Here is a 26,482-nt window from a genome sequence, read left to right as displayed (position 1 = left end):
TGGCGTTACCATTTCAGCACATATATTTCTCTCCGGAAGAATATTCCAGCCGAGTCAACTTGAATAAAGTGTCCACTTTTTAGAACCAGCGTCCTCGCCATGAAGACGTATAGTCGCCGCCATGGCAGCAACGGTGCCGAAAATCCTTTCGGCCGCCCTTCTCGCATTGTCCGCGGCCACCGCCTGCACCGGCCCGTTCGTGCCGCCACCCCCACCACAGTCCTCGCAGAACCCTGTTACCTCCCAGCAGAGCTCCGCCCAGGAGTGCACCGCTCCCCCGCCAGCCGGCGAGGCGAGCCCGGCCCGCATCGTCGGCGAGTGGATCTGCACCGGGTCGACCACCCAGACGCGTTACCGGTTCTCCGCCGACGGCCGGTACGAATCGCGCGAGGCGCTGGAATACAACGTGCCGACGGGCCGGTTCGTCTTTCACCGCGACCAGACGGGCAGGTACACGACGGCCGAGGACCGGCTGGAACTGGCACCGGAGCGGTCCACGCGCACCCGGAAGTCACCGGAGGACCCGGGAGGCGACTACGTCGACGTGCCGGAGCCGTTGGACGCGCGGGTCTTCACGTTCCGGGCCGACCTGGACTCGCTGCGGCTGCAGGAGAACGGCCGCCGCGAGCTACTGCTGCTGCGGGTCTCGTGAGGGCGCGGGTCGTCGTCCAGGTCGTCGCGATCCTGGTCGGCGCGGCGTGCACGTTCCTCGCCGGGTGGAGGTACAGCGACGCGTCCAGTGCGTGGCAGCGGGCCGTACGGGTCGAGGTCGACCTGGCCGGCGTGCGGCAGGACGACGTGCGGAAGGTGTACGCCAACGAGGGGCCGCTCGCGTTCCGCGTCTCGGTGTTGCAGATGCGGGCGGACGCGCTGGAGCCGTTGGCGGGCAACAACTCCGCGGCCGCGACGGATTGGACGATCGCCGAGCAGGCCGCGTTCGCGTTGCGGCAGGCAGCCGGGCCCACGACGTTGCTCGGGCAGCGGCGGTACGACCTGCCTGGTGGTGGCTCGGACCTCGCGCGGCGGCTGGCCGATACCGCTGCCGCGCGGGCACGGCCGTTGCCGGACCCCGAGGCGCCGGATCGGGAGGGGGACGGGTTCGCGGCGCTCGCGCTGTGGATCTCGCTGCTGACCGGGGTGGTCACCGGGCTGGCGGTGGTCGGGGCGTCCGTGCGCAGGTCCGGGGCGGAAGCCGGGCGGAAGTCCGGGCGCGGGTCGAGGCGGGGGTCCGGGCAGGAGTCGGGGCGCGGGTCCAAGCGGAGGTCCGGGCAGGAGGCCGGGCGGGAGTCCGGGCGCGGGTCCGGGCGCGGGTCCAGACGGGAGCCCAGGCAGGAGGCAGGGCGGGGATCCGGGCAGAAGGCCGATCGCGCGTCCAGGCTGGAGCCCGGGCGCGGGCTCGAGCTCTTCGCTCAACCCGGAGCCGCCACCGGCGCACAGCGGCGGATCGCGTCCGTCGCCCTGGCCGTCTGGGCGGCGAGCGTGCTGTTCCCGTTGCTGCAGCTGTACTTCAGCTCCCAGGAGCAGCGGTACCAGGCCGAGTCGGCGCGGCACGCGGTGCAGTCGCGCAGTGCCGAGAGCCTCAGCTCGACGCTCACCGAGTTCGGCGCCACCGCGGAGCAGATCGCCCGCGAAGGCAGCGTCGCCGCCACCGCGCGGGAGATCGACGCCGTCTACACGGGTGAGGCCGCCGCGGCCCGGGAACTCGCCCGCGCCGAGGACGGCGCCTCCGTGCGGGGCATCGCGGTCGCCGCGGTGATGGCACGGCCGCCGAAGCCGGCGGACGGCGTCGAGGCCGGACTCGCCGACGCGCTCGCGTCGCAGCCGCACGACTGGGCGGTGCTGACCGCGAGATCGGTGTGGGAGGCCGACAAGGCGGACGAGTTCGGGCTCGGGTCGAACGCCATGCTCGCGGCCATCGGTCTCGTCGTGCTGCTGCAGGCACGGGTGCAGGCCGTCGCTCAAAGGCAAGCGATCCCCGAAGAGGCGCGCCCAACCAGCCGGAGGCCGCGCGGACGTGCGGTCGGCTTGGCCTGTCTCGGGTTGGCCGTCGCGGTTCTGCTCTGGAGTGACCTGCGACGCCGACGAGGCGTTGGCAGAATGCGGTGATGCGGATCAAGTTCCAGGTGGTCACCTTCGACGCGGCCGACCTCGGGCCCGAGAGCAGGTTCTGGGCCGGCGTGCTCGGTGGCGAGGTCCAGGAGGACAGCGACTGGCACATGGTGGTGGTCGACGGCACGCCGCGGGTCGGTGTGCAGCTCGCGCCCGACCACACCCCGCCGACGTGGCCGGACGGGCCGACCAAGCAGCAGATCCACCTGGACCTGTGGGTCGAGGACTTCGCCGAGGCGCACGAGCAGGTGATGGCGCTGGGGGCCACGGTGCTCAGGCCGGCCGCCGGGAACACCGCCGGCGACGACTTCCAGGTGTACGCGGACCCCGCCGGTCACCCGTTCTGCCTGTGCTGGCTGGTCGCCGAGCAACGCGGGTAATCATTCTGCCGCACCGCGCCGCGGCAGAAAGCCCAATCTTCCACTCCAGCCATCCTCGGCGTCGTCGACCTGGTGCGGCGCAGGGCGGACGGCTACCACGACGTCGTCGGCACGGCCCGCGCGCAGGTCGCGAAGGACGGCCGCCGACAACGAGCGGGTGGCCGACACCGCGGCACAGGCGAACCGGGCACCGTCCACACCGGACGGTGCCGGGGTCAGGAGCCGCAGCCCTCCGGGGACCAGTCGCGCTCCTGCGCGTTGCTGCCGTCGGCCCGCACCACCCGCACCTCGACGCACAGCGTGCCCGACGCGGACAGCTCGACCGACGGCTCGCCCACGGTCCCCGTCTTCAGCTCGTCGTTGGTCTGCCAGACGAACGTGTCGCCCGCCTGCGGCGACGGGTAGGTCCACGAGAAGCGCAGCGTCTGCGGGTTCACGCGGGTCGCGCTCACCACCGGCTTGCCCTCCGCGCTCCCCGGCTGCGCGCCGAGCGGCGCCTGCAACGCGGAACCCCTGTCCTGCAACAACAGCGCGCTGGTCACCCCGACCACGGCGACGGCTCCGGCCGCGCCGGCGTACAGCGGCCACCGGCCCTTGCGCCGCACGGGCGCGTCACCGGCCGGGACGACGACGGCCGCGAGCGCGGCGGTGGGGGCCGACTCGTCGTGGATCTGCTGCAAGCGCCGCGCGAACTCGGCGACCGACGCCGGCCGCGCGCCGGGATCCGCGGACATCGCTTGGCGTAGCAGCGCTTCCACCGCGTCCGGCGCCCGTCCGGAGGCGGGCACGGCACCGAGCAGGATGCGCTGTGTGATCGCCACGCGGGAGTTGTCCCCGCGCGGCACGACGAACGGCGAGTGCCCCGTCAGCAGGTGCCACAGCGTCGCGGCGAGCGAGAAGACGTCCGACCGCACCGAGTGCGCGCCGGTGCTGATCACCTCGGGCGCCGCCCACAGCAGGTGGTCGCCGCTGGTCGTGCCGAAGTCCGCCAGGTAGACCTGGCCCTGCTCGTCGCGCAGGACGTTGGCGGGTTTCACGTCGCGGTGCAGGACGCCCGCCCGGTGCGCGGCGTGCAGCGCGTCCGCGACGGCGATCCCTATCTCCAGCACGCGCGCGAACGGCGCCGGGGCCTCCGCCGTCAGGTCGCCGTCCGGGAAGTACCTCAGCACCAGGTACGGCAGCCCGGCACGGGTGCGCCCGGCGCGGTCGACCGCCGCGATCCCGGGGTGCCGCAGTCCGGCCACCGCCCTGATCTCGGCGACCCGCGGCGGGTCGACGAGCAACTTCACCGCGACCTCGCCGTCGGCGGCGCGGTACAGGTGGACGTTCTTGCCGAGCGGTCGGACGTACCGGAAGCCGGGGATCTCCGGTAACTCCTCTGTCATTCGTCACCTCGTAGCCGGCGGCGGCGGCCGAGGTGGCCCCGCCCACCCCGACCGCGCCGGACACTCTGCAAGGCTTGGAATATTCCACCCCTGGCCGGACTGTCAACCGTCAACCCACCAGTTGAGACGCGAGGCGCGTTCGCCCCGGCCGTCCTCGCACGAGCTGCTCAACGCGTGTTCCGGCCGACGGCCGTCCCGCGTTCCTCCGACTGGCAGAGGTGCTCTCCCGCCGGAGAGGCGCCGGCAGGCGGGCGCCCCCGCAGGGACGCCCGCCTCCACCTCAGTGCCGGCCCCAGTTGGGGACGTCGTAGCCGTTCATCGTCACCTCGAACTGGTCGTACTTCGCCATCAGCGTCAGCAGCTCGTCCTCGGAGGGCTTGTTGCCGTCCGCGTACATCTCGGCGAGCCCGCGGAAGTACTCCTCGCGGTTGAGGGCCGGGGTGAAGATGATCAGCATGGTCGCCTGGTCCTTGTACGGGTTGTGGAACCCGTGCGAGACGCCCATCGGGACGTTCACGTACGTGCCGGGCGGCGCGGCGAACGACTTGCCGTCGAGGTGCAGCTCGACCATGCCGCTGAGCACGTAGAACGCTTCGAGCTGTTCGTTGTGGACGTGCGGCGAGGCGCCGGGGGCACCGGCCGCCATGCGGTGCTCGTACAGACCGAGCCTGCCGTCCGTCTCACTGCCCCTGGCCTTGAAGGTGGTGTGCGTGGTCGTGCCGATCTGCACCGACTCGCCCTCGCCGGGAAGCAGGATGTTGGAGACTTGCGTCATGTCTGTTCACTCCTCGTTGCTGGCGATGTCGTCCTGGTTGAACCACGAGAGGTAACGCTCACCCGTGTCCGGGAACACGGTGATCAGGTTCTTGCCCGCGTACTCGGGGCGTCCGGCGAGCACCCGGCAGGCGTGGGCCGCCGCACCGGACGAGACGCCGACGAGAAGTCCCGCCGTGCGGGCGAGTTCGCGCGCGGTGGCGTAAGCGTCCTCATTGGACACGGTGAGGACGTCGTCGATCAGGCCCACGTCGGTGGTCGCCGCGACGAACCCGCCGTTGAGGCCGGGGATGCGGTGCAGGCCGCCCCAGCCCTGGCTGATCACCGGGGACCCCTCCGGCTCCACCGCGATCACGCGGATCGCGGGGTTGCGCTCCTTCAGGAACTTCGCGGTGCCGCTGAGGGTGCCGCCGGTGCCGACACCGCAGACGAAGACGTCGATCTCGCCGTCGGTGTCGTTCCAGATCTCCGGGCCGGTGGTGGCGTAGTGCGCGGCCACGTTGTCGGCGTTCTCGTGCTGGCAGGCGAACCACGAGCCCGGCCGCTCGCGGGAGATCTCCTCCGCCTTGGCGATCGCCGCGACGTAGCCCTCCTGGTACGGCGTCAGCACGATCTCGGCGCCGAACGCCTTCAGCAGCTGCAGGCGTTCGGTGGTCGCGCTGTCCGGCAGGACGATGACGCACTTGTAGCCGCGCGCCGCCGCGATGGCCGCCATGGAGATGCCGGTGTTGCCGGACGTGGCCTCGACGATGGTGCCCGAGCCCCTGGTGAGCTCGCCGCGCTCCTCCGCCCCGTTGATCATGTAGAGGGCGGCGCGGTCCTTGACGCTCGACAGCGGGTTGCCCATCTCCAGCTTGGCGTAGAGGGTCGCCGCGGTGACGCCGAGGTCGAGCCGCACGGTGGGCGTGCCGCCGATCAGGTCGACGAGCGAGGCGGCGGGCGGTCGTTGGGTGAGCGGTTGACTGAGCCGGATGTTCACGAACACTCCGATCGGATGGGTGTCACCAGCTGGGGAACACGGCCGCGCCCTTGTGCTTCTGCCCCGCCACCACGACGGACTGGCGAGGCCTGGCCGCCTTCGCGACACCGCGGGTCGACCTCAGGTTCGGGATGGAGAACGGCGCCAGCACCCGGGAGTCCGCCGGAACGTCGCGGATCACCAGTGCCTGCGCGCCCACCACGGAGTCGTGGCCGACGGTGATCGGGCCGAGCAACGTCGCGTTGGCGCCGACGACGACCCGGTCGCCGAGCTTCGGGTGCCGCCGCGAGCCCTCCGGCCGCTGGTTGTCGTGCCACCACCCGACCGCGCCGAGCGTCACCTGGTGGAAGATCGTGACGTCGTCGCCGATGACGACCGTCTCGCCGATCACCACCCCCGCGCCGTGGTCGATGAAGAACCCGCGGCCGATCGTCGCGCCGGGGTGGATCTCGATCCCCCCGGTCAGCAGTCTCGCGACGACCATGACCAGCCGGGCGCTGCGCCGCTTTCCCCGCAGGTGCAACCGGTGCGACACGCGGTGGCCCCAGATCGCGATGACCGTCGGGTGCAGCAGTGCCTCGCTGCGCGACAGGATCGACGGGTCGCGGTCCATGACCATGTCCAGGTCGTCGGTGAGCGAGCGGAGCAGCGCCCGCGGGCTCACCGGACCGCCCCCGCGGTCTCCTTCTCCTTGCGCAGCTGGCCCACCCTGTTCTCCGCGTAGGCCACGCCGACGAGCACCACCAGGCCGCCGGCGACGAGGTTCCAGGTGATGTGCTCACCGAGGAACAGCACGCTGACGAGCACCGCGAACACCGGCACCACGTAGTTGACCGCGGAGGCCGTGGTGGCGCCGACGTCACCGATGAGGCGGAAGTAGAGCACGTACGCCAGGCCGGTGCTGAGCAGGCCGAGCAGCACGATGCTGAGCGTCACCGGGCCGGTGAACTCGGGCGTGCGCCAGGCCAGGAACGGCGTGACGACGGCCTGCAGCACCGCCGCCGACACGAGCTGCGACGCGGCCAGCGCGAGCGGTGCGAGGCCGAGCGGCGACAGGTACTTGCGCACGTACACGAAGCCGATCGCGTAGCTGACCGCCGCGCCGAAGCACGCCATCCGGCCGCTGAGCGAGCCGAGCGACTCGTGCCACGGGCCGATCAGCAGCACCACGCCGACGAAGCCCAGCGCCAGTCCGACGGCCTTGCGCGAGGTGGCCCGCTCGGTCGGCAGCGCGGCTGTGGCGAGCGCCAGCGTCAGCAGCGGGGTGGCCCCGACGAGAACGCCCGCGATGCCCGCGCCGGTGGTCTTCTCGCCGTAGGACAGCAGGAGGAACGGGATGACGTTGCCGAACAGGCCGGCGGCCGCGATGTGGCCCCAGACCTGGGCGGACTTGGGCAGGGTGACCTTGCGGACGGCCGCGATCGAGAGCAGCACGGCCGCGCCCAGGATCAGTCTGCTGAGTACGAGTTGTCCCGGTGTCAGTCCTTCCAGGGACACCTTGATGAAGGTGAAGCTGCTTCCCCACAGCAGCGCCAGCAGCAGGAAGCGCGCGACGGATGCCTTGTCCATTGCTTCTCGATTCGGGTCATCTGTCAGTAGTCGTTTGGATACTTCAGCAGGGCCTGCTCGGGGCGTACTAGAGCGAGCCGCACGCGGGCAACCATCCGCGCCTCCCGACTGGTAGTAGCAGTGACGGACACAGCGGAAAGGCCGGGAAGTGCTGCACTCACCTGTGGGGTTCGAGGAGTTCGTGGCGGCGGCGTCGCCACGTCTGCTGCGCACGGCTTTCCTGCTCACGCGGGACCGCGGCCACGCGGAGGACCTGCTGCAGACGGCGCTCGCCAAGGCGTGGCGGGCGTGGCACCGCGTCGAGGGCGATCCGGAGCCGTACGTGCGGCGGATCATCGCGACCTCGCACGCCACCTGGTGGCGGCGCCGGTGGAGAGGCGAGGAACCGACCGGCGACCTGCCGGACCCGCCGGGCGAGTCGCCGCAGAACGCCGTGGACGACCGCGAGTGGCTCTGGCAGGCGCTCGGCCGGCTGCCGCGCCGGCAACGCACCGTGCTGGTGCTGCGCTACTACGAGGACCTCACCGAGGCGCAGGTGGCCGCGACGCTCGGCTGTTCCGTCGGCACCGTCAAGAGCCAGGCGAGCAAGGCGCTCGCGAAGCTGCGGCTCGACGACACGATCACGTTCGAAGGGCTGCGGCGATGAACCTGACCGATCTCGGCGAGGTGCTGCGCTCCCGTGCCGACGTCCCCGGCTCGTCCCACGACGCGCGCATGGCGGGCGTGCGGGCGCGGGTGGTCGCGTCCCGGCGCCGCCGTGCCGTCGCCGGCGTCGCCTGCCTCGTGCTCGCGCTCGTCGGCCTCGTCTTCGTGGTGCTCCCCCGCGCCGAGGCACCCGAACCCGCCGTGCCGCCGCGCAGCCTGCCGGAGTACCAGTCCGGGACGCGCCTGTCCGCCCAGGCCTGGGGCGACCTCCCGGCGACCGGCCTCACCCTGCGGTTCGTGCCGCGGTCGCTCGACTTCCAGCTGATCACCCACTGCGACACCGCACCGGACGGCCTGCGGATCACCGTGACGGTCAACGGCCACGTCTACACCGAGGACAACGGCTGCGGCGGCATGGGCAAGGTGGCCGACTGGGGTGCGTTCGACGTCGTGGCGGGGCGGCCGTCCGTCGTCGAGATGACGGTGCGGACCGTGGCCGAGGGCACCCGGGGGTCGTTCGCGGTCGGGATCGGCGATCCGGTGCCGGTGAGCGAGTACCCGTTCCCACCGCGACCGGCGACGCTGCAGACGTTCCCGCTGAACCTCCCGGAAGCGTCGATCTTCCTGCGGCCCGACGCCGGAACACCGAACGGGGAGAAGAGGTTCACCCTCGAGTGGCCCGGCGAGAGCCTGCTGCGGGCGCAGCTGAACACCCCCGGCAGGATCCGCGTGCTCGTCGACGGTGTCGGCCTCGTCGACTTCTCGCACTGGTCCTACACCGCGAGCAGCTCGAGCATGTTCCTCTCCGACTGGAAGAAGCACTACGGCCTGGACGTCGTGGAGGGTCAGCGGGTCGAGGTCACCGTCATCACGGAACGCATCACGGGCGACTGGCAGGTGTCGTTCGCACCACGCTGACGTCCACTGTGGACCTGCCGCGGCTACGGCTGATCGCCCGCCCGCCGGTGGTACCGGCTCGGGGACACCCCGAACCACCGGCGGAACGCGTGGCCGAAGCTCGCGGCCTCGGCGAACCCGAGCCGCTCGGCCACGGCCTCGATCGACAGGTCTCCCCCGGCGAGCAGCCGCACGGCCCGCTTGGCGCGTTCCTCGTCCAGCAGGGCCTGGTAGCTGGTGCCGGACGTGGCGAGACGGCGGCGCAACGTGCGCGGGCTGAGTCCCAGCGCCCGCGCGAGGGCAGGCATGCCCTCCTCGAACCTGTCCGAGGACTCCAGCAACCGGCGGACCTCCCGCGTGACACCGGGGCTCTCGCGGCGGCGTTCGGCGAGCTCGCGGCACTGCGCCTCGCACACCGCCGTCGTCTCGGGACTGGCCAGCCGCAACGCCTCCGCGAGCACGGAGACGTCCACAACGGACTGGTCGGCGGCACCGCCGAAGCGCGGCCGGACGCCGAAGACCTCCTCGTGCTCGCGGAGGTCGTCCGGAAGCGCGTGCCGCAGCTCGACGTCCAGGACCGGCACGGCACCGGTGAGCAGCTCGCCCACGACGGTGTGGATCGCGGCGAGGTCCCGTTCGACGAGGAACGTCGCCACGTCGTCCGGCAGCCCGCCGCGGTCGAGCGCCAGCACGAGCCGGTCGCCGTCGACCACGGCGGTGGGCGCGGTGAACGCGAAGCTCAGGTCGAGGTAGCGCAGGGCGGTGGTGATCGCGTCCTGCAAGGTGGCGGCGCTGAGGAACGCGTAGCCCAGCACACCGAACGTGGTGGCGTGGTACCGGCGTCCGGCGGCGACGCCCGCGTCCGGCAGCAGGCGCGCCAGGTTGCGCACGAGCGCCAGCTCCTGGTGCGCCTCGATCTCGGCGACCGGGTCGGCGAGCAGCGCGGCGTCGATCTCGGTCCCGTCGAGCAACGCCTCCGCCGGCACGTCGTGCTCGGCGCCGAAGCGCAGCAGGAGTGCGACGCTCGCGATGCCCCGCGGGAAGTCCCAGTGCCGGACGACCGGCTCGGCCAACGACCTCATGGCCGCGATTGTCAACTGCGCGGCCGGTGTTGTCCTGGTGCGAACGGGTGGATGTTCCTAGCTTCGACGACGTGAGCGCACAACCCGAGGTGATCGTCGTCGGTGCCGGTTTCGGCGGGCTGGGAGTGGCGTTGTCCCTGCGCAGAGCCGGGTTCGACCGGTTCACCGTGCTGGAGCGGGCGGACGGCCCCGGCGGCGTATGGCGCGACAACACCTACCCCGGCGCGGCCTGCGACGTGCCCTCCTCGCTCTACTCGTACTCCTTCGCCCCGAGCACCACGTGGCCGCGGCGGTACTCGGCCCAGCCCGACATCCTGCGCTACCTGCGCTCCGCCGCGGACGAGGTGCGCGACCACGTCCGGTACGGCGCCGAGGTGGTCGCGGCGGCGTTCGACGAGACGCGCGCCCGGTGGCGCGTCACGCTCGCGGACGGCGAGGTCGTCGAGGCGGACGTGCTGGTCTGCGCGGTCGGGCAGCTCTCCACACCCGCGATCCCGCAGGTGCGGGGCCTCGACCGGTTCGCCGGACCCGTCTTCCACAGCGCCACCTGGCGGCACGACGTGGACCTGCGTGGACGGCGGGTGGCCGTGGTCGGCACGGGCGCCAGCGCGGCCCAGTTCGTCCCCGAGATCGCACCGGTGACGGGCCACCTGACGGTGTTCCAGCGGTCCGCCCCGCACGTGCTGCCCAAACCCGACGCCGCCCTGACCGGACGCTCGCACCCGACGCGGCTGCGGGCCGCGCGGGGCGGGGTGTGGCTCGCGGGCGAGACGCTGACGCGGCTGCTCAACGGGCGGTTCACCCGCGCGCTCGTCGGTGCCGTCGCCGCGCTGCACCGGCGGCTCCAGGTGCGGGACGCGGCGTTGCGGGCGGCCCTGCGGCCCTCGAGCGAGCCCGGCTGCAAGCGGGTGCTGTTCAGCAACTCCTGGTACCCGGCGCTGAGCCGGCCGGACGTGGACGTGGTGACCGAGCCGATCACCGAGGTCACCGAGCACGGGGTGCGCACCGCGGACGGCCGCGACCACCCGGCGGACGTGCTGATCTGGGGCACCGGGTTCACCGTGGCGGGGTTCGGCTTCCCGGGCATCACCGGCCGCGGCGGGCACGACCTCGCGGCGGTGTGGGCGGGACGGCCGCGCGCCCACCTGGGCCTGACCGTGCCGGGGTTCCCGAACCTGTTCCTGGTCTACGGGCCCAACACCAACCTCGGCGGCAACTCGGTGGTCACCATGATCGAGGCGCAGTGCCGGTACGTGGTGGCGGCCGTGCGGCGGCTCGCCGAGACCGGCGCCGCGCTGGAGGTGCGGCGCGAGGTCGCCGACGCGTTCGACCGGGAGATGTCGTCCCGGCTGGCCGGGGGCGTGTGGAGCACCTGCTCGTCCTGGTACCGCACGGCGGACGGGGAGATCACGACGAACTGGCCCGGCGGCACGTGGGAGTACCTGCGCCGCACGGCCCGGTTGCGGCCGGAGGACTTCGAGCCCGCGCGCACGACGGCGGAGGTGTGACGGTGGACTACGACGTGCTCGTGATCGGCTCCGGTTTCGGCGGCGCCGTCACCGCCCTGCGGCTGACCGAGAAGGGCTACAAGGTCGGTGTGCTGGAGGCCGGCCGCCGGTTCGCCGACCACGAGTTCCCCGAGACCTCCTGGCGGGTGCGCGACTACCTCTTCGCGCCGTCGCTCGGGTGCACGGGCATCCAGCGCATCACCGCGTTGCGCGACGTCGCCGTGCTCAGCGGCGCGGGCGTGGGCGGCGGGTCGCTGGTGTACGCCAACACCCTCTATCAACCACCGCCGGCGTTCTTCCGCGACTCCCACTGGGGGCACATCACCGACTGGGAGGACGAGCTCGCGCCGCACTACGACCAGGCCACCCGGATGCTCGGCGTGACCGACAACCCGTTCCGCACCACCGGTGACGGCCACCTGCGGTCGGTGGCCGTCGACCTCGGCGTCGAACCGACCTTCCGCACGTCCCGCGTCGGTGTCCACTTCGGACCGGGCGGCACGGACCCGTTCTTCGGCGGCGCCGGCCCGCTGCGCGACCCCTGCGTCGGCTGCGGCTCGTGCATGACCGGCTGCCGCCACAACGCCAAGAACACCCTGCCGAAGAACTACCTCCACCTCGCCGAACGGGCCGGCGCTCAGGTGTGGCCGCTGACCACCGTCGTCGACGTGCGGCCCCACCTGAGCGGGTACAGGGTGGTGGCACGGCGCACGGGAGGGCGGGCGACACGTGAGTTCACCAGCGGGCAGGTCGTGTTCGCCGCGGCGTCGCTCGGCACGCAGCGGCTGCTGCACCGCATCCGTGACCGCGGCGGGCTCCCCCGGCTCTCGCCGCGGCTCGGGTTCCTGTGCCGCACCAACTCCGAGGCCGTGGTGGCCGTGCGGACGCCCGGCGGCGAGGTCGACCACTCGCGCGGGCTCGCGATCACGTCGTCCATCCACCCCGACGCGGACACGCACGTCGAGGTGGTCCGGTACGGCCGGGGCAGCAACCTCATGGGGTTGCTCATGACGACGCTCGTCGACGGCGGCCCGGCGCGGCTGCGGCGCGGGCTGGCCCAGCTCGTGCGCGAACGGGGTTCGTGGCGGCGGATGCACTCGCCGCGCGCGTGGTCGGAGGAGACGATCGCGTTGCTGGTCATGCAAAGTCTCGACAACTCGCTCACGACCGTGACGCGGCGCGGGCGGATGACGACCCGGCAGGGCGAGGGCGCGCCCAACCCGTCCTGGATCCCCGCCGGGCACGACGTGGCACGACGTCTCGCGGCCAAGGCGGGCGGGGTGGCGCGCGGGTCGTGGCCCGACCTCGTGAACATCCCGCTGACGGGGCACCTCATCGGCGGGTGCGTCATCGGCGACTCCCCCGCGACCGGCGTGGTCGACCCGTACCACCGGGTGCACGGCCACCCCGGGCTGCACGTGGTCGACGGGTCCGCGATCCCCGCGAACCTCGGCGTGAACCCGGCGCTGACCATCACCGCGCTGGCCGAGCGCGCGATGTCGTTGTGGCCCAACAAGGGCGAACCCGATCCACGCCCGGAGCCCGGCGCCGCCTACCGGCGCGTGCGGCCCGTGGCACCGCACGACCCGGTGGTGCCGACCGGCGCACCCGGCGCCTTGGAGGTGCGACATGCCCAGTGAGTGGCCCGCCGAGCCGTGGGACCTGCACGGACGGGGCTGGCTCACCGTGTGGACGGCACCACGTTCGGCCGTGCCCCTGCCACCGCCGGATGTGGTGCCGTTGACGCTCTTCGGCCGGGTGCTCGTGGTGTCCGCGTTCGTGGACTACCAGCCTCCCGGAGTGCTCAGCTACCACGAGGTGATGGCCGCGGTCGTGGTGCGGCGCGGCGCGCGGCTCGGTCTGTCCATCCTGGACATCATGGTGGACGACAGCACGTCGCAGCTCGGCGCGCGGGCGCTCTGGGGCATCCCGAAACTGCTGGCGGACTTCACCTTCGGCACTGGGACGCACCTCGACGCGACGGCCCACGAGGACGGCGAGGTCATCGCCGCCGCGACCGAGTCCCGCCGGTGGTCCCGCGCTCTCCCCGTCCGCCTGACCACGTCGGTCTGGCAGACCCTGCAAGGCAGCACGAAGCGCACGGCACTGCACACGTCCGCCCGGATCAGCCCCGCCCGACTGCACTGGCGCATCACGCCGGACGGCGAGCTCGGCTGGCTCACGGCGGCCCGGCCACGCCTGCACGTGGCCGTCTCCACCCTGCACATGCGGTTCGGATCTTCCTGATCACATGAGGAGAAGCACATGCGCGCTCTCGCGATCACGCTCGCCCTGGTGGCCTCGACGGTGGCCACTCCCGCGTTAGCCGCGCCACCGGACTACGGGCTCCCCGGCTCGTACCCGGTGGCGTACAGCGACGTCACGGCCGTGGCGGGCGGCCGTTCGGTCACCGCCAGGGTGCACTACCCGGCGACGGCCGCGGGCTCGAACCAGCCGGTGGCCGCGGGCCGGTTCCCCGCGATCGCGTTCGGGCACGGGTTCTTCCAGGCCACCTCCAAGTACACGAGCACGAGCAACCACCTGGCCTCGTGGGGCTTCGTCGTGGTGGTGCCGACGACGCAGGGCGGTCTGAGCCCGAGCCACAGCGCGTTCGCCGACGACCTCAACACCGGCCTGACGTGGCTCGTCGCCCAGGACGGCACGGCGGGCTCGCGGTTCCGCGACCACATCACGACCACGGCGCTCGGTGTCTCGGGCCACTCGATGGGCGGTGGCGCGGCCGTCCTCGCCGCCGCACGCAACCCGCAGGTCAAGGCAGTCTCCACCTACGCAGCGGCGGAGACGAACCCGTCCGCGAAGGCGGCGGCCGCGACGCTGCGGGTGCCCGCCCAGTTCCTCGCCGGCTCGCAGGACACGATCACCCCGGTCGGCGAGCACCAGCAGCCGATGTTCGCGGCCAAGCCTCCGTCGAAGCAGCTCCGCACCGTCACGGGCGGCTTCCACTGCGGCTTCATGGACTCGTCGGGACTGTTCTGCGACAACGGGTCCGTCACCAGGGCCGCTCAGCTCGTGGCGTCCAAGCGGGTGCTCACGTCGTGGTTCCGCCACTACCTCTCGGGCGACGCGGCGGCCCGCGACTTCGTCTGGGGCACGCCCGCCCGCACCGACGCGGCGGTCACGTTCGCGGGGACGGAGTGAGCTCCGCCGCCGTGCGCACCAGCGCCGCGAGCGCGTCCGACTGATCACCGGGCCGCCACGCGAGCAGCGTGGTGACCTCGGGAGCGTCGACGACGGGCACCGCGACGTGCTCCGGCCACTGCCAGGCGCGGCTCGACGCCGGGATGACGAGCAGCGTCCGGCCGAGGGCCACGAGCTGGGCGAGCTTCGACTGCGTCCGGACCTCCGGGCCGGGTCCGTCCGGGTAGGACCCGTCGAGGCGCGGCCAGCGGGCGATCGGCAGGTCCGGCACGTCGCTCACCTCCGCGAGGGTGAGCGACGCGCGGGCCGCCAGCGGGTGCGCCGCCGGGAGGATCGCGACCTGGCCCTCGGTCAGGAGGTCCGCGGTGGCGAACCCGGCGAGGTCGTCGTACGGCCGGTGCATGATCGCGACGTCCGCACTGCCGTCGCGCAGCAGCCCGGCCTGTTCGCCGACCTCGCACAGCAGCACGTCGATCTCGCCGTCCGCGGCGCCGAGCAGCCGTTGCAGCAGCTCGTGGGACGCCCCCGCCTTGGTCACGAGCACCAGTGGCCGGCGGGGGTCGCCTGCCCGGCGGGTCCGGCGGGCGGCGGCCTCGACGGCGGCGAGCGCCAGTCCGGCCTCGTGCAGCAGCACCCGCCCCGCCTCGGTGAGCGCGACACCGCGGCGGTCGCGGTCGAGGAGCCGGACGCCGAGGCGGTGCTCCAGCTGCCGGATCGCGCGCGACAGCGGCGGCTGGGCGATCCCGAGCCGTTCGGCGGCGCGGCCGAAGTGCAGCTCCTCCGCGACGGCGACGAAGTAGCGGAGCTCGCGGGTTTCCAGGTCGGGCACGCGACCCAGCCTACTGATACCCGTGGAGTATCACAGGGTACCGAAACGATCTTGGACAGCTCGGCCGCGGCGCCCCGACGATGGGTTCCGTGAGTGAGAACAAGACCGCGCTGATCACCGGCGCGAACAAGGGAATCGGCTTCGCCATCGCGCAGGGCCTGGGCGCGCTCGGCTTCACCGTCGCCGTGGGCGCGCGGGACGACGTGCGGCGAGCCGAGGCGGTGGAACGGTTGCGCGCCAACGGCATCGACGCGTTCGGGGTCGCGCTCGACGTCACCTCCGACGACAGCGCCGCCGCCGCGGCCAAGACCATCGAACAGACCACGGGACGCCTGGACGTGCTCGTCAACAACGCGGGCATCGCCGGGAGCACCGACGACGGCGCCCAGACTCCGTCCACACTGGACCTCGACGTCCTGCGCACCGTGTTGGACACCAACGTGTTCGGTGTCGTGCGCGTGACGAACGCGGTGCTGCCGCTGCTGCTCCGCGCGGAGTCACCGCGGATCGTGAACATGTCGAGCAACATGGGCTCGCTCGCGTTGCAGACCGGGCCGCAGCTCGCCGCCTACGCGCCCTCGAAGTCGCTGCTCAACAGCATCACCGCGCAGTACGCCCGCGAGCTCGCGGACACGAACGTCCTCGTCAACGCCGCCTGCCCCGGCTACGTGGCCACGGACTTCACCGGGTTCGCCGCGCCGCGCACGGCGGACCAGGGCGCCGCGATCGCGATCCGGCTCGCCACCCTGCCGGACGACGGGCCGCGCGGCGGGTTCTTCGACGACGACGGTGTGGTCCCGTGGTGACTCACAACCCGGCGAGGCGGACGACGGCGGCGAACCCGTCGTCCGTGCCGGGCCAGTGCGCGCGGACCGCGTCGATCCCCGCGCGCCGCACGACCCCGCGCAGCACCGCCGTCACGATGATCGCGTCGTCGGCGTACCCGAGCACCGGGATGAAGTCCGGGATCAGGTCGATCGGCAGCGCGAGGTAGACCATCAGCAGCCACAAGCGGATCCGGACGCCGCGCGGCAACGCCCGGTCCGCGGCCAGCCTGCGCACGAGGCGCAGCACGTCGGGAAGCAGCCGCAGGGCCTCGCGCAGCAGCCCGCCGCGCGGCCGGACGACCACCAGCGCCACGAGCAGTGCGACCCACGTCAGCAGCAGGGCCGCGGCCACGCCGATCAGCAGGTCCCACCAGAACGACCCGGTCACGTGTTCTCCGCGAGCCGCTCCACGTCGGTGATCTTCCCGGCCACGATCAGCACGTCCCCGGCGTTCACCACGGTCTCCGCGGTGGCGTAGGTGAAACCGGCGCCGGGTCGCTTCACCCCGACCACGGTCACGCCGTACTTGGCGCGCAGCTTGCTCGTGCCGAGCGGTTTGCCGATCGCCTCCTTCGGCGGCCGCGCCTTGATCATCGCGTAGTCGTCCTCGAACTCGATGTAGTCGAGCACCTTGCCTGCCACGACGTGCGCGACGCGTTCGCCCATCTCGTGCTCGGGCAGGACGACGTGGTGGGCGCCGATGCGCTTGAGGATGCGGCCGTGCTCCCGGCTGATCGCCTTGGCCCAGATGGTCGGGACCTCGAAGTCCACGAGCACGGCGGTGGTCAGGATGCTGTTCTCGAGGTTGGTGCCGATGCCGACGACCGCGCGCTCGAACTCGTCGACCCCGAGCTGGCGCATGACCTCGGCGTCGGTGGTGTCGGCGACGACGGCGTGGGTGAGGTCGTCGGCGTGGCGCTGGATCAGCTTCGGGTCCGAGTCGACGGCCATGACCTCGACGCCCTGGGCGACGAGCTCGAGGGCGACCGAGCTGCCGAACCGGCCGAGACCGAGCACGACGACGCGGGTTTCCTTATCCGACAATGGGTCGCTCCTCGGGTAGTTCGTAGCGGCGGCGGCGTTCGCGCAGCGCCAGGGACGAGACCAGCGTGATCGGCCCGACCCTGCCGATGAACATGAGCACGATGATGACGAGTTGCCCGGTCGGCGGCAGCTGCGGCGTGATGCCGGTGGACATGCCGACACCGCCGAACGCCGACGTGGCCTCGAACAGCACGGCGTCGAGGCGGAACGAGGTGGTGGCGAGCAGGACCAGCGTCGCCGCCATCACGATGCCCACCCCGAGCAGCGCGACCGTGACGGCCTGCCGCTGCACCTCGGCGCCGATCCGCCGCCCCATCACGTGCACGCTGGGTTCGGCGCGGACCTCCGCCAGCAGCACGAACGCGAGCACGGCGAACGTCGTGACCTTGATGCCGCCGGTGGTCCCCGCGCTGCCGCCGCCGATGAACATCAGCACGTTGTTCACCAGCATCGTGGCGGGCTGCAGCTGCGCGACGTCGACCGTGTTGAACCCGGCCGTGCCCGGCATGACGCCGTGGAACAGCCCGATCAGCAGCTTGTCCCCGACCCCGTACGGCCCGAGCGTGCCCGTGCGGCCCCACTCGACGACGAGCACGACCAGCGTCCCGAACGCCATCAGCCCCAGGTACACCGGCACGGTGATCTTCGTGTGCAGCGACCACCTCTTGCGGTGGCGGCGCAGGAACTCGAACAGCACGGGGAACCCGAACCCGCCCGTCACCGCGACCGCCGCGACCGTCAGGCACACCCACGGGTCCGTCGCGTACCGCATCAGGCTGTCCGGGTAGAACGACAGCCCGACGCTGTTGAACGACGAGATCGAGTGGAAGATCCCCGAGTAGACCGCCTGCCCGAACGGCTCGCCGTACCCGAGCCAGAACCGCAGCGCCAGCACGAGCGCGCCGATCGCCTCCACGACCAGGCTGATCGTGACCACGCCCGCGACGACCCGGCGGACCTGGCCGAGGTTCAGGGTGTTGGTCTCGGTCTTCACGGTGAGCTGCATGTGCAGGCCCAGCCGGTGCGAGACCAGCAGGGCCAGCACCGACGCGATCGTCATGATGCCGAACCCGCCGACCTGCCACAGCACGAGCAGCACGACCTCGCCGAACACCGACCAGTGCGACCCGGTGTCGACCACCGCGAGACCGGTGCCGCTGATGCCGGAGGCCGCGGTGAACAGCGCCGTGAGGAAGCCCGTGGCCTGCCCGGACTCGGTCGAGACCGGCAGCATCAGCAGGGCCGTGGCTACCGCCATGGCCGCCAGGAAGGCGAGGACGACGAGGCGGGCGGGGTGCCGCCACCCGGTGATCACCGCGACAGCCTAGATCGTCCGGGACGGACACGCGGGACACACCGCCCACCGGCCCGACAACCGCGCGACAACGTCACCACAACAGCGCGCCGGTACTTCTTCACCAAGCAGTTCCCCCAGGCAACCCCCCGATGGAGGACATGGTGAAAGCCAGACTGGCAACGGCGCTGGCCGGCTTGCTCGCGGTCACGGCACTCGTCGCCCCGGCCGTGCACGCGACGGCCTACCAGCGCGACGTCTTCGTCCGCGACAACGTGAGCGACGTCGGCACCGAGCCCAGCACGGGCAGCATCTACTACAGCCCGGACATCAAGGTGTGCTCGACGCCGGTGCCGTGCGCCGTGTCGCAGAACCCGGTCGTCGGCGTGAACAACTACGTGTTCGTCACGCTGAGACGCAAGCCGGGCGGCATCGGGTTCGTCGACGGCAACCTGCACCTCTACCGCAGCAACCTCGGCGGCGGCACGGCGTGGCCGGGCGGCTGGACCTACATCGGCACGGCCGGGGCGAGCGTGCCGGTGAGCGGCACGACCGTGATGATCACCTGGCCGGGCTGGAACGTGCCCGGTCCCGCGCACTTCTGCCTGCTCGCCCGGTGGGTGTCGAACGCGGACCCGATGACGGTCGCCGAGGGCTCCAATACCCAGCAGAACGCGCAGCGGAACAACAACATCGCGTGGCGCAACGTCGACTCCGTGCGCGTCCGGCCGTTCGAACCGGTCCGCGTGCCGTACACGATCGGCAACCCCGAGCGGGCCGACGCGCGGCAGCACCTGGTCCTCGAGCAGCCCCGGCCGTTCGCCGGCGCGATCACGATCGACCTCGGCCAGGAGCTCACGGCGCGGTGGAAGGCCGCGGGCGGCCGGGCGACCGGCGTCAAGCAGGTCGGTGAGACGCGGTTCCAGGTCGTCGACACCAAGGCCCGCTTCGACAACCTGACGCTCAAGGCCGAGGAACGGGTCGAGACCGCGCTGACGTTCGAGACGGACCGCGAGGCGGGTCCGGCCGAGCTGCACGTGCGCCAGACCGACGCGCAGGGCGTCGACCTCGGCGGGGCGCAGTACCTCGTCAACGAGAAGGACTGAGTATCAGGCCCGGTGGGTCCGTCTCCGTCATGCGGAGACGGACCCACCGAAAGGGTTGTCAATGAGAACCATCATGGTGTTGTTGCTGCTTCTGCTCGGGATCGTGCCCGCGCGCGGAGCAGTGGACTGCCAACCGCCGGACTGCCCGGTCGTCGTGGACGCGATCGACGGGCCCGTGCACGAGACGGCGGACTCGTACACGGCGGTGCTGAGACTGCGCGAAGGCGCGACGACGCAGCAGAACGTCGAGGTGGCCTACCGGTTCGTGGACGGCACCGCGAAGCAGGGCGAGGACTACCGGGCCCAGTCGCGCGGGACGGTCACCATCAAGGCCGGCCAGACCCAGGCCGGGGTGCCCTACCAGGTGCTGAAGGTGACCGGTGAGCAGAAGACGTTCACCCTGGAGATCACGGCTGTGAAGCCCGGCCAGATCGGCAAGCGCGTCGCCGTGTTCACGATCGGCAAGCGGTGACCAGCGCGACCGCCTGAGCCAGGTGCCGCGCGGCCTCGGTCCACCGCCCGCTCCGGCCCTCCAGGTCGGCGAACGTGCGGTGGACCCGGGCCAGCTCGACCGAGTCCGGTGCCTCGCGGCGGGCCTCCACCGCCGCCGCGAGGTGCTCCCGGGCGGCCGCCAGGTCACCCAGGGCGAGGGAGGCGCCGGCCAGCTCGCACAACGTCGACGCCTCGCGGTGCCCGTCCCCCAGCGCCCGGCACACGACCAGCGCGGCGGCCAGGTGCTCCCGCGCGGCCTCGGGCTCCCCGAGCGCGAGACGGGTGACGCCGAGGCCGGTCAGCGCGTCCGCCTCGAAGCGGTCGTCGGTGACCTCGCGGCTGATCCGCAGCGCGTCGCCGAAGTAGCGCAGCGCCGGCCCGAGGTCGTCGAGCCGCCGGAACGCGTTGCCGAGCGTCATCAGCGTCGCCGCCTCCAGCCGCCGGTTCTCCCTGGCGCGGAACGTCTCCAGCGCCGCGAACAACGGCTCGGCCGCGAGCTCCGGCCGGCCCATCCGCACGTAGGTGTAGCCGAGGTTGCGGCGGGCCAGCGCCACGCCGACCTCGTCGCCCAGCTCGCCGTGCACGGCCATCGCCGCGCGGTAGGAGTCCAGTGCCGGGCCGAACTCGCGCAGCTCGGAGTGCGCGTTGGCGATGTTGTTGTGCAGCCGGGCCTCCCCGCGCAGGTCGCCGGCCGCGCGCACCAGGGCGAGCGCCTGCCGTTGCACCACCATGGCCTCGGCGATGCGCGACGTCATCTGCAGCGCGATCCCCTGGCCCCGCAGCATCTCCGCCTCGGCCCGCCGGTCGCCGAGAGCGCGGGCGGCCGCCACGGCGTGCTCGCACTGCTCGACGCGCGCCGCCCAGTTGCCGCGCACCTCGAAGTAGCTCGTCAGCAGGTACGCGAGCTGCCACGTCTCGCGGTGCAGCCCGGACCGGGCCGCGAGCCGGATCATGTGCAGCACGTTCTCCCGTTCGGCGTCGAGGTAGGCGAGCACCTCGACGCGGTCGGGCGGGAACGGGAGGTCGTCGCAGCGCGGCCGGCTCACCAGGTCGTGGCGCGGGTTCAGGACCTCGCCCGCCGCGTGCGCCACCGCGAGGTACCGGTCCAGCAGGCGTTCCACCCCGTCGCCGAGGTCGCCGCTCTGCCGGGCGAACAACCGGATCAGGTCGTGCAGCCCGTACCGGCCGCCGCCCGTCTCGCTCACGAGGTGCGACGCGACGAGCTCGTCGAGGCCGGGTCCCAGCGCGTCGGCGAGGTCGGCGGGGAAGCTCGCGCCGGGGTGTTCGCCGAGCACCCGGAAGAGGCGCGCGGCCTGCGCGCTCAGCGTGCGGTGCGCGCTCGCGAACACCGTGCGGACCGTGCGGTCGTCGCCGTCGACCGACAGCACGTCCAGCGGGTCGTTGCGGGTCAGTTCCCGCACCAGGTCGGCGATCCGCCTGCCCGGCCTGATCGCGAGCCGGGCGGCCGCGATGCGCAACGCGAGCGGTAACCGTCCACAGTGGACGACGAGGTCCGCGGTCGCGTCCGGTTCCGCCCGCACGCGTGACTCGCCGAGGATGTCCGCGAACAGGTCGTGCGCCTCGGGTTCGCTCAGCAGCCCCAGGCTGATCGTGTGCACGGCGTGGCGCGTGCCGAGCGCCGAGAGCGCGTCCCGGCTCGTGATCAGCAGCAGGTTGCCCTGGTCCCCCGGCACGAGCGGCAGCACGTCCCGCGCGCGGCGGACGTCGTCGAGCAGGATGAGCACTCTCTTGCCGTGCAACAACGTCCGGTACGTCGCGGCCGGGTCGGCGGGTACCCGGTCGGCCGGCACGCCGAGGCTGTGCAGCATCTCGGTCAGCGCTTGGGCCGGCGTCAGCCGTTGCAGGTCGAGGAACACCTGCCCGTCCGGGAAGCGGTCGGCGACGCGCCGGGCCCACTCGACCGCGAACGTCGTCTTGCCGACCCCCGCGACGCCGGACACGACGACGATCGGCGGCAGGCCCGCGAGCGCGGCGAACTCGGCGGCACGGCCGGTGAAGTGGCCCGCGCGGGCGGGCAGCTGGGCCGGGCGGGCGCTGTGCAGGGAGGGGTCGCGGCGCAGGATCGCGGTGTGCAGGGCCGCGAGGTCGGGTCCGGGGTCGGTGCCGAGCTCGTCGGCCAGGCGCTGCCGGAGTCTGCGGAACACCTCCAGCGCGTCGGCGTGCCGTCCGCCGAGGTGCAACGCGCGCATCAGCAGGCCGACGAGCCGTTCGCGCGTCGGGTGGGCGGACACCAGGCGGTCCAGCTCCTCGACGGCGTCGCGCCGGTCGAGCCGGTCGCCCCAGTACGCCTCCAGCGCGGCGATCCGCCGCTCCCGCAACCGGTCGATCTCCGCGCGCCCCCAGCCGAACAGCGCGGTGCCCGCGAGCGGTTCGCCGCGCCACAGGCTCAGGTCCTGGGTCCGTTCGAACGTGACCGCGTCGACGGACGCGTCGAGCTGGTAGCCGCCGGGCCTGGTCCGCAGCGCGCCGGGCAGGCCGCAGTCGGCGAGCGCCTGCCGCACCCGTGCGACGTGGCTGTGCAGCGACCGCACGGCCGTGCGCGGTGGGTCCTCGCCCCACAGCACGTCCACGAGCCGCTCGACGGGGACCGGGGTGCCCGCGCGCAGGGCGAGCACGGCGACGATGCTGCGCTGCCGGGTCCCGGTGAGCACCGCCCGGCCGTGCGGGCCGTCCACCTCGATCGGCCCGAGAATCCGCACCTCACCACCCGCTACCGGCACACCGCGTCACGTTAGTGCCCGGAAAGCGCTGGTGGCAGCGCTGATCGTGGGACGGAACCGGCAGCTCCCCGCTGCCCATCAAGCAAGCAAATCGACCAGGCGGACCGTGTCGCCGTTCGCCCACGTCCGCTGCTGCCCGCCGTGCAGGACGACCCGGACGTCGTCCTGTCCCGGCACGACCTCGTCCACGCGGCCGACCGGTCCGCTCGAGCCGTGCAGGCGGACCAGGTCACCGGGTTCCAGCTCCGCAGCCGGGCTCGTGCCGACGTTGCGGGCCGTCGACGCGGGCCGCAGGCGGGTGGTGAGCAGCCACCAGAACACGCCGCACACCACCGGGACCGTCAGCGTCAGGACCCCGGCCGCGACCGGCCGTTCGGTCACCAGGGCCGCCGCCGCGACCAGCGCCCACAGCAGTCCGGCCAGCGCCGCGAGCAGCACCGAGCTCACGGGGTGGTCGCCTGCCTGCAGCCAGCCCGTCGTGCGCACCAGGCCGTCGGGGGTGAGGCCGCGCGGCCGTCCACCGTCGATCCGTGCGGGCGGCTCGCTCACGGTCGCGGTCGCGGCGAACAGGTCGACGTGGTCGTCAGTCGGCACGCCGCCACCTCAGCTGGTCACGCGCGCCGCGGTCGCAGACGATCTCGGTCCCGTTCGGCGACGTCCTGCGCGCGCCCTCGATGAAGCAGCGCTTGCCGACGAACCGGGCGAGCCACTCCGCGTCCTCGTCCGGGGGTTCCAGCGTGGGCGGCGGCGGGGCCGGCGGCCGCGTCGTCGGTGGAGGAGGTGGCGGGGGCGGCGGTGTCGTGGTCGTGGTGGTCGTCGGGGGTGGCGTGGTGGTCGTGGGCTCGGGGGTGGTGGTCGTCGTCGGCACCGCGTAGTCGTTGTAGCCGGTGCAGCCGCCCGCCCACAGGCCCCGGCGCTGCCGCTTGGCGTCCATCTCGACCGGGGCGAGCTCCCCGCGCGCGGCCAGGTCGGCCGACGCCACGCCGTCGCTGACGATCGCCCGCGCGTAGTCGCCGCCGTCCGGCAGCCGCACGTCGACCGGCAGCCGGTCGGTCCCGCTGTCCCCGTCGGCCTTGACCGTGAGCCGCACCTTCTTGCCGCGCAACAGGTTCTCCGCGGCGGCCAGCGACTGCGACTTCCAGCAGGGCGCCGGGCTGATCCCCGCGACGCGGGCGCCGAAGACCCGTCCGCTGTCGAGCTCGACGCCCTCGAACGAGTCCACGTCGGAGACCGTGCTGACGGTGACCTCGAAGGAGTCGCCGCGGTGCACGGCCACGCCGGGCACGTCGCGGGCCACCGGGCGTTCGTCGCCGCCGAACCCCACCGCGCCCGTCACGCCGAGCACCGACAGGACGCCGAGGCACGCGACGGCGAACCTCGCCCGTTGGTCGGCGCGCCACCAGAGGCGGCGGACGATCCCCGGACCGGTCGGCTGCGGCGCGGGCTCGGAGGGGTGGGGCACGAGCGCTCCCGGCTGGGTCGGCGTTGTCCGGGGCAGTGTTCCCGCAGGTACGGCGCCGGTCAAGGTCGAAAGGGGTGCACACTCCCCCTGTGCGGTCCTTCACAGATGCCGGTTGGTGACCACGCCGTAGGGTGCGACCCGCCAGAAAATTTCCGTTATCGCCGGCCGCTCGGGACATCTCCTGGTCAGACGATCCTGAACTGGCGAGTGAGGTGGGCATGGCGATGACCGAGGACCCCGGCGTCGCGGTGGTGGTGGCCGCGCGCGACGGCGACCAGCGCGCGCTGGACGACCTGGTGAGCGGGTACCTGCCCCTGGTCTACAACATCGTGGGGCACGCGCTCGGCGGGCACCCGGACACCGACGACGTGGTCCAGGAGACCATGCTGCGCGCGGTGCACGGCCTGCCGGGCCTGCGCGACCCCGCGGGGTTCCGGTCGTGGCTCGTCGTGATCGCGATGAACCAGATCCGCCTGCGGCACCGCGACCACCAGCGCGTCCCGGTCACCGGCCCGGTCCCGGAGGACGTCGCCGATCCCGGCGCGGACTTCGTCGACCTCACGATCATGCGCCTGCAACTGTCCGGCCAGCGCCGCGAGGTCGTCGCCGCCACCCGCTGGCTCAGCGAGGACGAACGCGAGCTGCTGTCGCTGTGGTGGCTGGAGGCGGCCGGGCGGCTGACCCGCGCGGAGGTCGCCACCGCGCTGGAACTGACCCCGCAGCACACCGCCGTGCGCGTGCAGCGCGTCAAAGCCCAGCTCGACGCCGCACGCATCGTCGTGCGAACGCTCGAACGCACCCCGCGCTGCCCGGACCTCGCCCACGTCGTCGCGGAGTGGGACGGCGCGCCCAGCGCGTTGTGGCGCAAGCGGATCGCCCGGCACAGCCGCGACTGCGCCCGCTGCGCGCGCTGCGGCCAGGACCTCGCGTCCGTCGAGGGCCTGCTCGCCCGCCTGCCGCTCGTACCGCTGCCCGCCGCACTGGCGTTCGACCCGGCCACCCTCACCGGCACGCAGGTCACCGCCATGCCGGCCACCAGCGGCAAGATCGGCTTCCTGGCGAAGGGCGCGCTGGTGAAACCGGTCGCGGCCGCCGCGGCGGCAGTCCTGGCGGCGGGCATCGCGGTCGCCGTGCTGCCCTCACCCGAGGAACCGGTCGCGCGCGCCATCCCGGTGGCCACCAGCTCGGTCCCCACGACGACGGTGCCGACCACGTCCGCCCCCTCGTCCGCGCCTCCGACGACGACCACGACCGTCGCCCAGCCGCCACCCCCGCCCGCCGTGCCGGTGACGGCGTCGCTGAAGAAGGGCGTGAGCACCTGGAAGTTCGACGGCGTGGGCAAGGCCCTCACCGACGTCCGCGCCGGCTGGTACTACAACTGGGCCGCGACCCCCGAAGGCATCCCGACGCCGCCGAACGTCGAGTTCGTGCCGATGATCTGGGGCGCGAAGTCCGCCGACGACGCCACGATCGCCAAGGCGAAGGCCAACGGCAAGGTCCTGCTCGGCTTCAACGAGCCCGACTTCCCCGAGCAGGCGAACATGACCCCGGAACAGGCACTGGACCTGTGGCCGAAGCTCGCCGCCACCGGCCTGCGCCTGGGCAGCCCGGCCGTCGCGCACAGCGGCGACAAGGCAGGAGGCTGGCTCGACCGGTTCATGACGGGCGCCGCCCAGCGCGGCCTGCGCGTCGACTTCATCGCCGTGCACTGGTACGGCTCGGACTTCAGCGAGGCCGCCGTCGGACACCTCCGGAACTACCTGGAGGCCGTGCACGCCCGCTACGGCAAGCCGCTCTGGCTGACCGAGTACTCGCTCATCGACTTCTCGGGCGGCACCGCGCGGTTCCCGACGCAGGCGCAGCTCGCGGCGTTCGCCCGCGGGTCGAGCGCGATGATGGAGGGGCTGCCGTACGTCGAGCGGTACGCGTGGTTCGCGTTGCCGGCGGAGAAGCCGGGGACGGGGCTGTACGCGCCTGGGGGGACGCCGAACGAGGCTGGGCAGGCGTATCGGGCGGCTGGCTGAGAGCTGCTGCGGGTGGGGCTTCATGCGGCTGGCTGACGGCTGCGGGTGGTGCTTCCGGCGGCGCGGCGAGGTGCGACCACGCCCCCCCCCACCCCGTCAGGGGAACGGGGCCGCCCCCCGTACCCGCCACCCCCCCACCCCCCCCCCCCCGGAGGCGTGGAACTAAGCGGCGCCGT

Annotated in this window: 26 protein-coding genes; 13 read left to right on the top strand and 13 right to left on the bottom strand. The window is 72.7% G+C overall.

Annotated features, from left to right (window positions below):
- The first annotated feature begins 121 nt into the window (after window positions 1–121).
- Genes ABZX02_RS00760 through ABZX02_RS00750 form a run of 3 tightly spaced genes read left to right on the top strand, consistent with a single transcriptional unit; the run spans window position 122 to window position 2,489 of the window.
- A complete protein-coding gene (locus ABZX02_RS00760; RefSeq protein WP_355293990.1) occupies window positions 122–652 on the top strand; it encodes a hypothetical protein in 531 nt (176 codons plus the stop codon).
- Window positions 649–2,106: a hypothetical protein gene (locus tag ABZX02_RS00755; protein ID WP_355293989.1), complete on the top strand. Its 1,458-nt coding sequence runs from the start codon at window positions 649–651 to the stop codon at window positions 2,104–2,106. Before ABZX02_RS00760 ends, ABZX02_RS00755 begins: the two co-directional genes overlap by 4 nt.
- Window positions 2,106–2,489 (top strand): VOC family protein, encoded by a 384-nt coding sequence (locus ABZX02_RS00750; protein ID WP_355293988.1) that lies wholly within the window; start codon window positions 2,106–2,108, stop codon window positions 2,487–2,489. The genes ABZX02_RS00755 and ABZX02_RS00750 overlap by 1 nt, the downstream gene beginning before the upstream one ends.
- Before the next feature lie 215 nt (window positions 2,490–2,704).
- Here the strand turns inward: ABZX02_RS00750 and ABZX02_RS00745 are convergent, their stop codons facing one another.
- From ABZX02_RS00745 to ABZX02_RS00725, 5 genes are all read right to left on the bottom strand, one after another.
- Window positions 2,705–3,874, bottom strand: coding sequence for a serine/threonine-protein kinase (locus tag ABZX02_RS00745; RefSeq protein ID WP_355293987.1), 1,170 nt, complete (start codon window positions 3,872–3,874; stop codon window positions 2,705–2,707).
- A 280-nt stretch (window positions 3,875–4,154) separates the two neighbouring features.
- Window positions 4,155–4,649, bottom strand: a complete 495-nt coding sequence (locus ABZX02_RS00740) for a cupin domain-containing protein (protein ID WP_355293986.1) — start codon at window positions 4,647–4,649, stop codon at window positions 4,155–4,157.
- A gap of 6 nt (window positions 4,650–4,655) precedes the next feature.
- Complete coding sequence (cysK, locus tag ABZX02_RS00735; protein WP_355293985.1) at window positions 4,656–5,627, bottom strand: cysteine synthase A; 972 nt, start codon at window positions 5,625–5,627, stop codon at window positions 4,656–4,658.
- Between the two features lie 22 nt (window positions 5,628–5,649).
- A complete protein-coding gene (gene epsC, locus ABZX02_RS00730) occupies window positions 5,650–6,291 on the bottom strand; it encodes a serine O-acetyltransferase EpsC (RefSeq protein WP_355293984.1) in 642 nt (213 codons plus the stop codon).
- Window positions 6,288–7,196: a DMT family transporter gene (locus ABZX02_RS00725; RefSeq protein ID WP_355293983.1), complete on the bottom strand. Its 909-nt coding sequence runs from the start codon at window positions 7,194–7,196 to the stop codon at window positions 6,288–6,290. Before ABZX02_RS00725 ends, epsC begins: the two co-directional genes overlap by 4 nt.
- A gap of 148 nt (window positions 7,197–7,344) precedes the next feature.
- Here ABZX02_RS00725 and ABZX02_RS00720 point away from each other — a divergent pair, with 148 nt between their 5' ends.
- Together ABZX02_RS00720 and ABZX02_RS00715 are read left to right on the top strand one after the other, a co-directional pair.
- Complete coding sequence (locus ABZX02_RS00720; protein WP_355293982.1) at window positions 7,345–7,842, top strand: SigE family RNA polymerase sigma factor; 498 nt, start codon at window positions 7,345–7,347, stop codon at window positions 7,840–7,842.
- The gene (locus ABZX02_RS00715; RefSeq protein WP_355293981.1) at window positions 7,839–8,759 is read left to right on the top strand and encodes a hypothetical protein; all 921 of its coding nucleotides are present in this window, start codon (window positions 7,839–7,841) and stop codon (window positions 8,757–8,759) included. Before ABZX02_RS00720 ends, ABZX02_RS00715 begins: the two co-directional genes overlap by 4 nt.
- A gap of 23 nt (window positions 8,760–8,782) precedes the next feature.
- On the opposite strand, the gene ABZX02_RS00710 is transcribed toward ABZX02_RS00715, so the two are convergent.
- The gene (locus ABZX02_RS00710) at window positions 8,783–9,820 is read right to left on the bottom strand and encodes an AraC family transcriptional regulator (protein ID WP_355293980.1); all 1,038 of its coding nucleotides are present in this window, start codon (window positions 9,818–9,820) and stop codon (window positions 8,783–8,785) included.
- Between the two features lie 71 nt (window positions 9,821–9,891).
- Between ABZX02_RS00710 and ABZX02_RS00705 the strand changes: the two genes are divergently transcribed.
- From ABZX02_RS00705 to ABZX02_RS00690, 4 genes are read left to right on the top strand one after another with little or no spacing between them, the layout of a single operon-like run.
- The gene (locus tag ABZX02_RS00705; protein WP_355293979.1) at window positions 9,892–11,328 is read left to right on the top strand and encodes an NAD(P)/FAD-dependent oxidoreductase; all 1,437 of its coding nucleotides are present in this window, start codon (window positions 9,892–9,894) and stop codon (window positions 11,326–11,328) included.
- Window positions 11,329–11,330: 2 nt separating this feature from the next.
- Window positions 11,331–12,968, top strand: coding sequence for a GMC family oxidoreductase (locus tag ABZX02_RS00700; RefSeq protein ID WP_355293978.1), 1,638 nt, complete (start codon window positions 11,331–11,333; stop codon window positions 12,966–12,968).
- The gene (locus ABZX02_RS00695) at window positions 12,958–13,575 is read left to right on the top strand and encodes an acetoacetate decarboxylase family protein (protein WP_355293977.1); all 618 of its coding nucleotides are present in this window, start codon (window positions 12,958–12,960) and stop codon (window positions 13,573–13,575) included. The genes ABZX02_RS00700 and ABZX02_RS00695 overlap by 11 nt, the downstream gene beginning before the upstream one ends.
- An 18-nt stretch (window positions 13,576–13,593) precedes the next feature.
- Complete coding sequence (locus ABZX02_RS00690) at window positions 13,594–14,487, top strand: dienelactone hydrolase family protein (RefSeq protein ID WP_355293976.1); 894 nt, start codon at window positions 13,594–13,596, stop codon at window positions 14,485–14,487.
- Here ABZX02_RS00690 and ABZX02_RS00685 read toward each other — a convergent pair.
- The gene (locus ABZX02_RS00685; RefSeq protein ID WP_355293975.1) at window positions 14,465–15,316 is read right to left on the bottom strand and encodes a LysR family transcriptional regulator; all 852 of its coding nucleotides are present in this window, start codon (window positions 15,314–15,316) and stop codon (window positions 14,465–14,467) included. The two genes, ABZX02_RS00690 and ABZX02_RS00685, sit on opposite strands and share 23 nt — an antisense overlap.
- A gap of 80 nt (window positions 15,317–15,396) precedes the next feature.
- Here ABZX02_RS00685 and ABZX02_RS00680 point away from each other — a divergent pair, with 80 nt between their 5' ends.
- On the top strand, window positions 15,397–16,122 hold the full coding sequence (locus ABZX02_RS00680) for an SDR family oxidoreductase (RefSeq protein WP_355293974.1): 726 nt from the start codon (window positions 15,397–15,399) through the stop codon (window positions 16,120–16,122).
- Window position 16,123: 1 nt separating this feature from the next.
- Here the strand turns inward: ABZX02_RS00680 and ABZX02_RS00675 are convergent, their stop codons facing one another.
- The 3 genes from ABZX02_RS00675 to ABZX02_RS00665 are packed head-to-tail and all read right to left on the bottom strand — an operon-like array spanning window position 16,124 to window position 18,502.
- Window positions 16,124–16,531: a DUF1232 domain-containing protein gene (locus ABZX02_RS00675; RefSeq protein WP_355293973.1), complete on the bottom strand. Its 408-nt coding sequence runs from the start codon at window positions 16,529–16,531 to the stop codon at window positions 16,124–16,126.
- Window positions 16,528–17,187: a TrkA family potassium uptake protein gene (locus ABZX02_RS00670; protein ID WP_355293972.1), complete on the bottom strand. Its 660-nt coding sequence runs from the start codon at window positions 17,185–17,187 to the stop codon at window positions 16,528–16,530. Before ABZX02_RS00670 ends, ABZX02_RS00675 begins: the two co-directional genes overlap by 4 nt.
- Window positions 17,177–18,502 carry a potassium transporter TrkG gene (locus ABZX02_RS00665; protein WP_355293971.1) on the bottom strand — a complete coding sequence of 442 codons (1,326 nt, stop codon included), beginning with the start codon at window positions 18,500–18,502 and terminating at the stop codon, window positions 17,177–17,179. The genes ABZX02_RS00670 and ABZX02_RS00665 overlap by 11 nt, the downstream gene beginning before the upstream one ends.
- A gap of 143 nt (window positions 18,503–18,645) precedes the next feature.
- Here ABZX02_RS00665 and ABZX02_RS00660 point away from each other — a divergent pair, with 143 nt between their 5' ends.
- Complete coding sequence (locus ABZX02_RS00660; protein ID WP_355293970.1) at window positions 18,646–19,587, top strand: hypothetical protein; 942 nt, start codon at window positions 18,646–18,648, stop codon at window positions 19,585–19,587.
- Window positions 19,588–19,648: 61 nt separating this feature from the next.
- Window positions 19,649–20,059 carry a Calx-beta domain-containing protein gene (locus ABZX02_RS00655; protein WP_355293969.1) on the top strand — a complete coding sequence of 137 codons (411 nt, stop codon included), beginning with the start codon at window positions 19,649–19,651 and terminating at the stop codon, window positions 20,057–20,059.
- On the opposite strand, the gene ABZX02_RS00650 is transcribed toward ABZX02_RS00655, so the two are convergent.
- The 3 genes from ABZX02_RS00650 to ABZX02_RS00640 form a co-directional block, all read right to left on the bottom strand.
- Window positions 20,040–22,799 (bottom strand): tetratricopeptide repeat protein, encoded by a 2,760-nt coding sequence (locus ABZX02_RS00650; RefSeq protein WP_355293968.1) that lies wholly within the window; start codon window positions 22,797–22,799, stop codon window positions 20,040–20,042. The two genes, ABZX02_RS00655 and ABZX02_RS00650, sit on opposite strands and share 20 nt — an antisense overlap.
- A gap of 99 nt (window positions 22,800–22,898) precedes the next feature.
- Window positions 22,899–23,414, bottom strand: coding sequence for a hypothetical protein (locus ABZX02_RS00645; protein WP_355293967.1), 516 nt, complete (start codon window positions 23,412–23,414; stop codon window positions 22,899–22,901).
- Window positions 23,404–24,282, bottom strand: a complete 879-nt coding sequence (locus ABZX02_RS00640) for a hypothetical protein (protein ID WP_355293966.1) — start codon at window positions 24,280–24,282, stop codon at window positions 23,404–23,406. Before ABZX02_RS00640 ends, ABZX02_RS00645 begins: the two co-directional genes overlap by 11 nt.
- A gap of 218 nt (window positions 24,283–24,500) precedes the next feature.
- Between ABZX02_RS00640 and ABZX02_RS00635 the strand changes: the two genes are divergently transcribed.
- Entirely contained in the window at window positions 24,501–26,306 is a 1,806-nt protein-coding gene (locus ABZX02_RS00635; RefSeq protein ID WP_355293965.1) for a sigma-70 family RNA polymerase sigma factor, read from the top strand.
- The last annotated feature ends 176 nt before the right edge of the window (window positions 26,307–26,482 follow it).

The organism is Lentzea sp. NPDC003310 (assembly GCF_040610935.1).
Lineage (GTDB): Bacteria > Actinomycetota > Actinomycetes > Mycobacteriales > Pseudonocardiaceae > Lentzea.
Note: the sequence above shows the minus strand (reverse complement) of the source record. Positions and strands in the feature narration are given on the sequence as shown.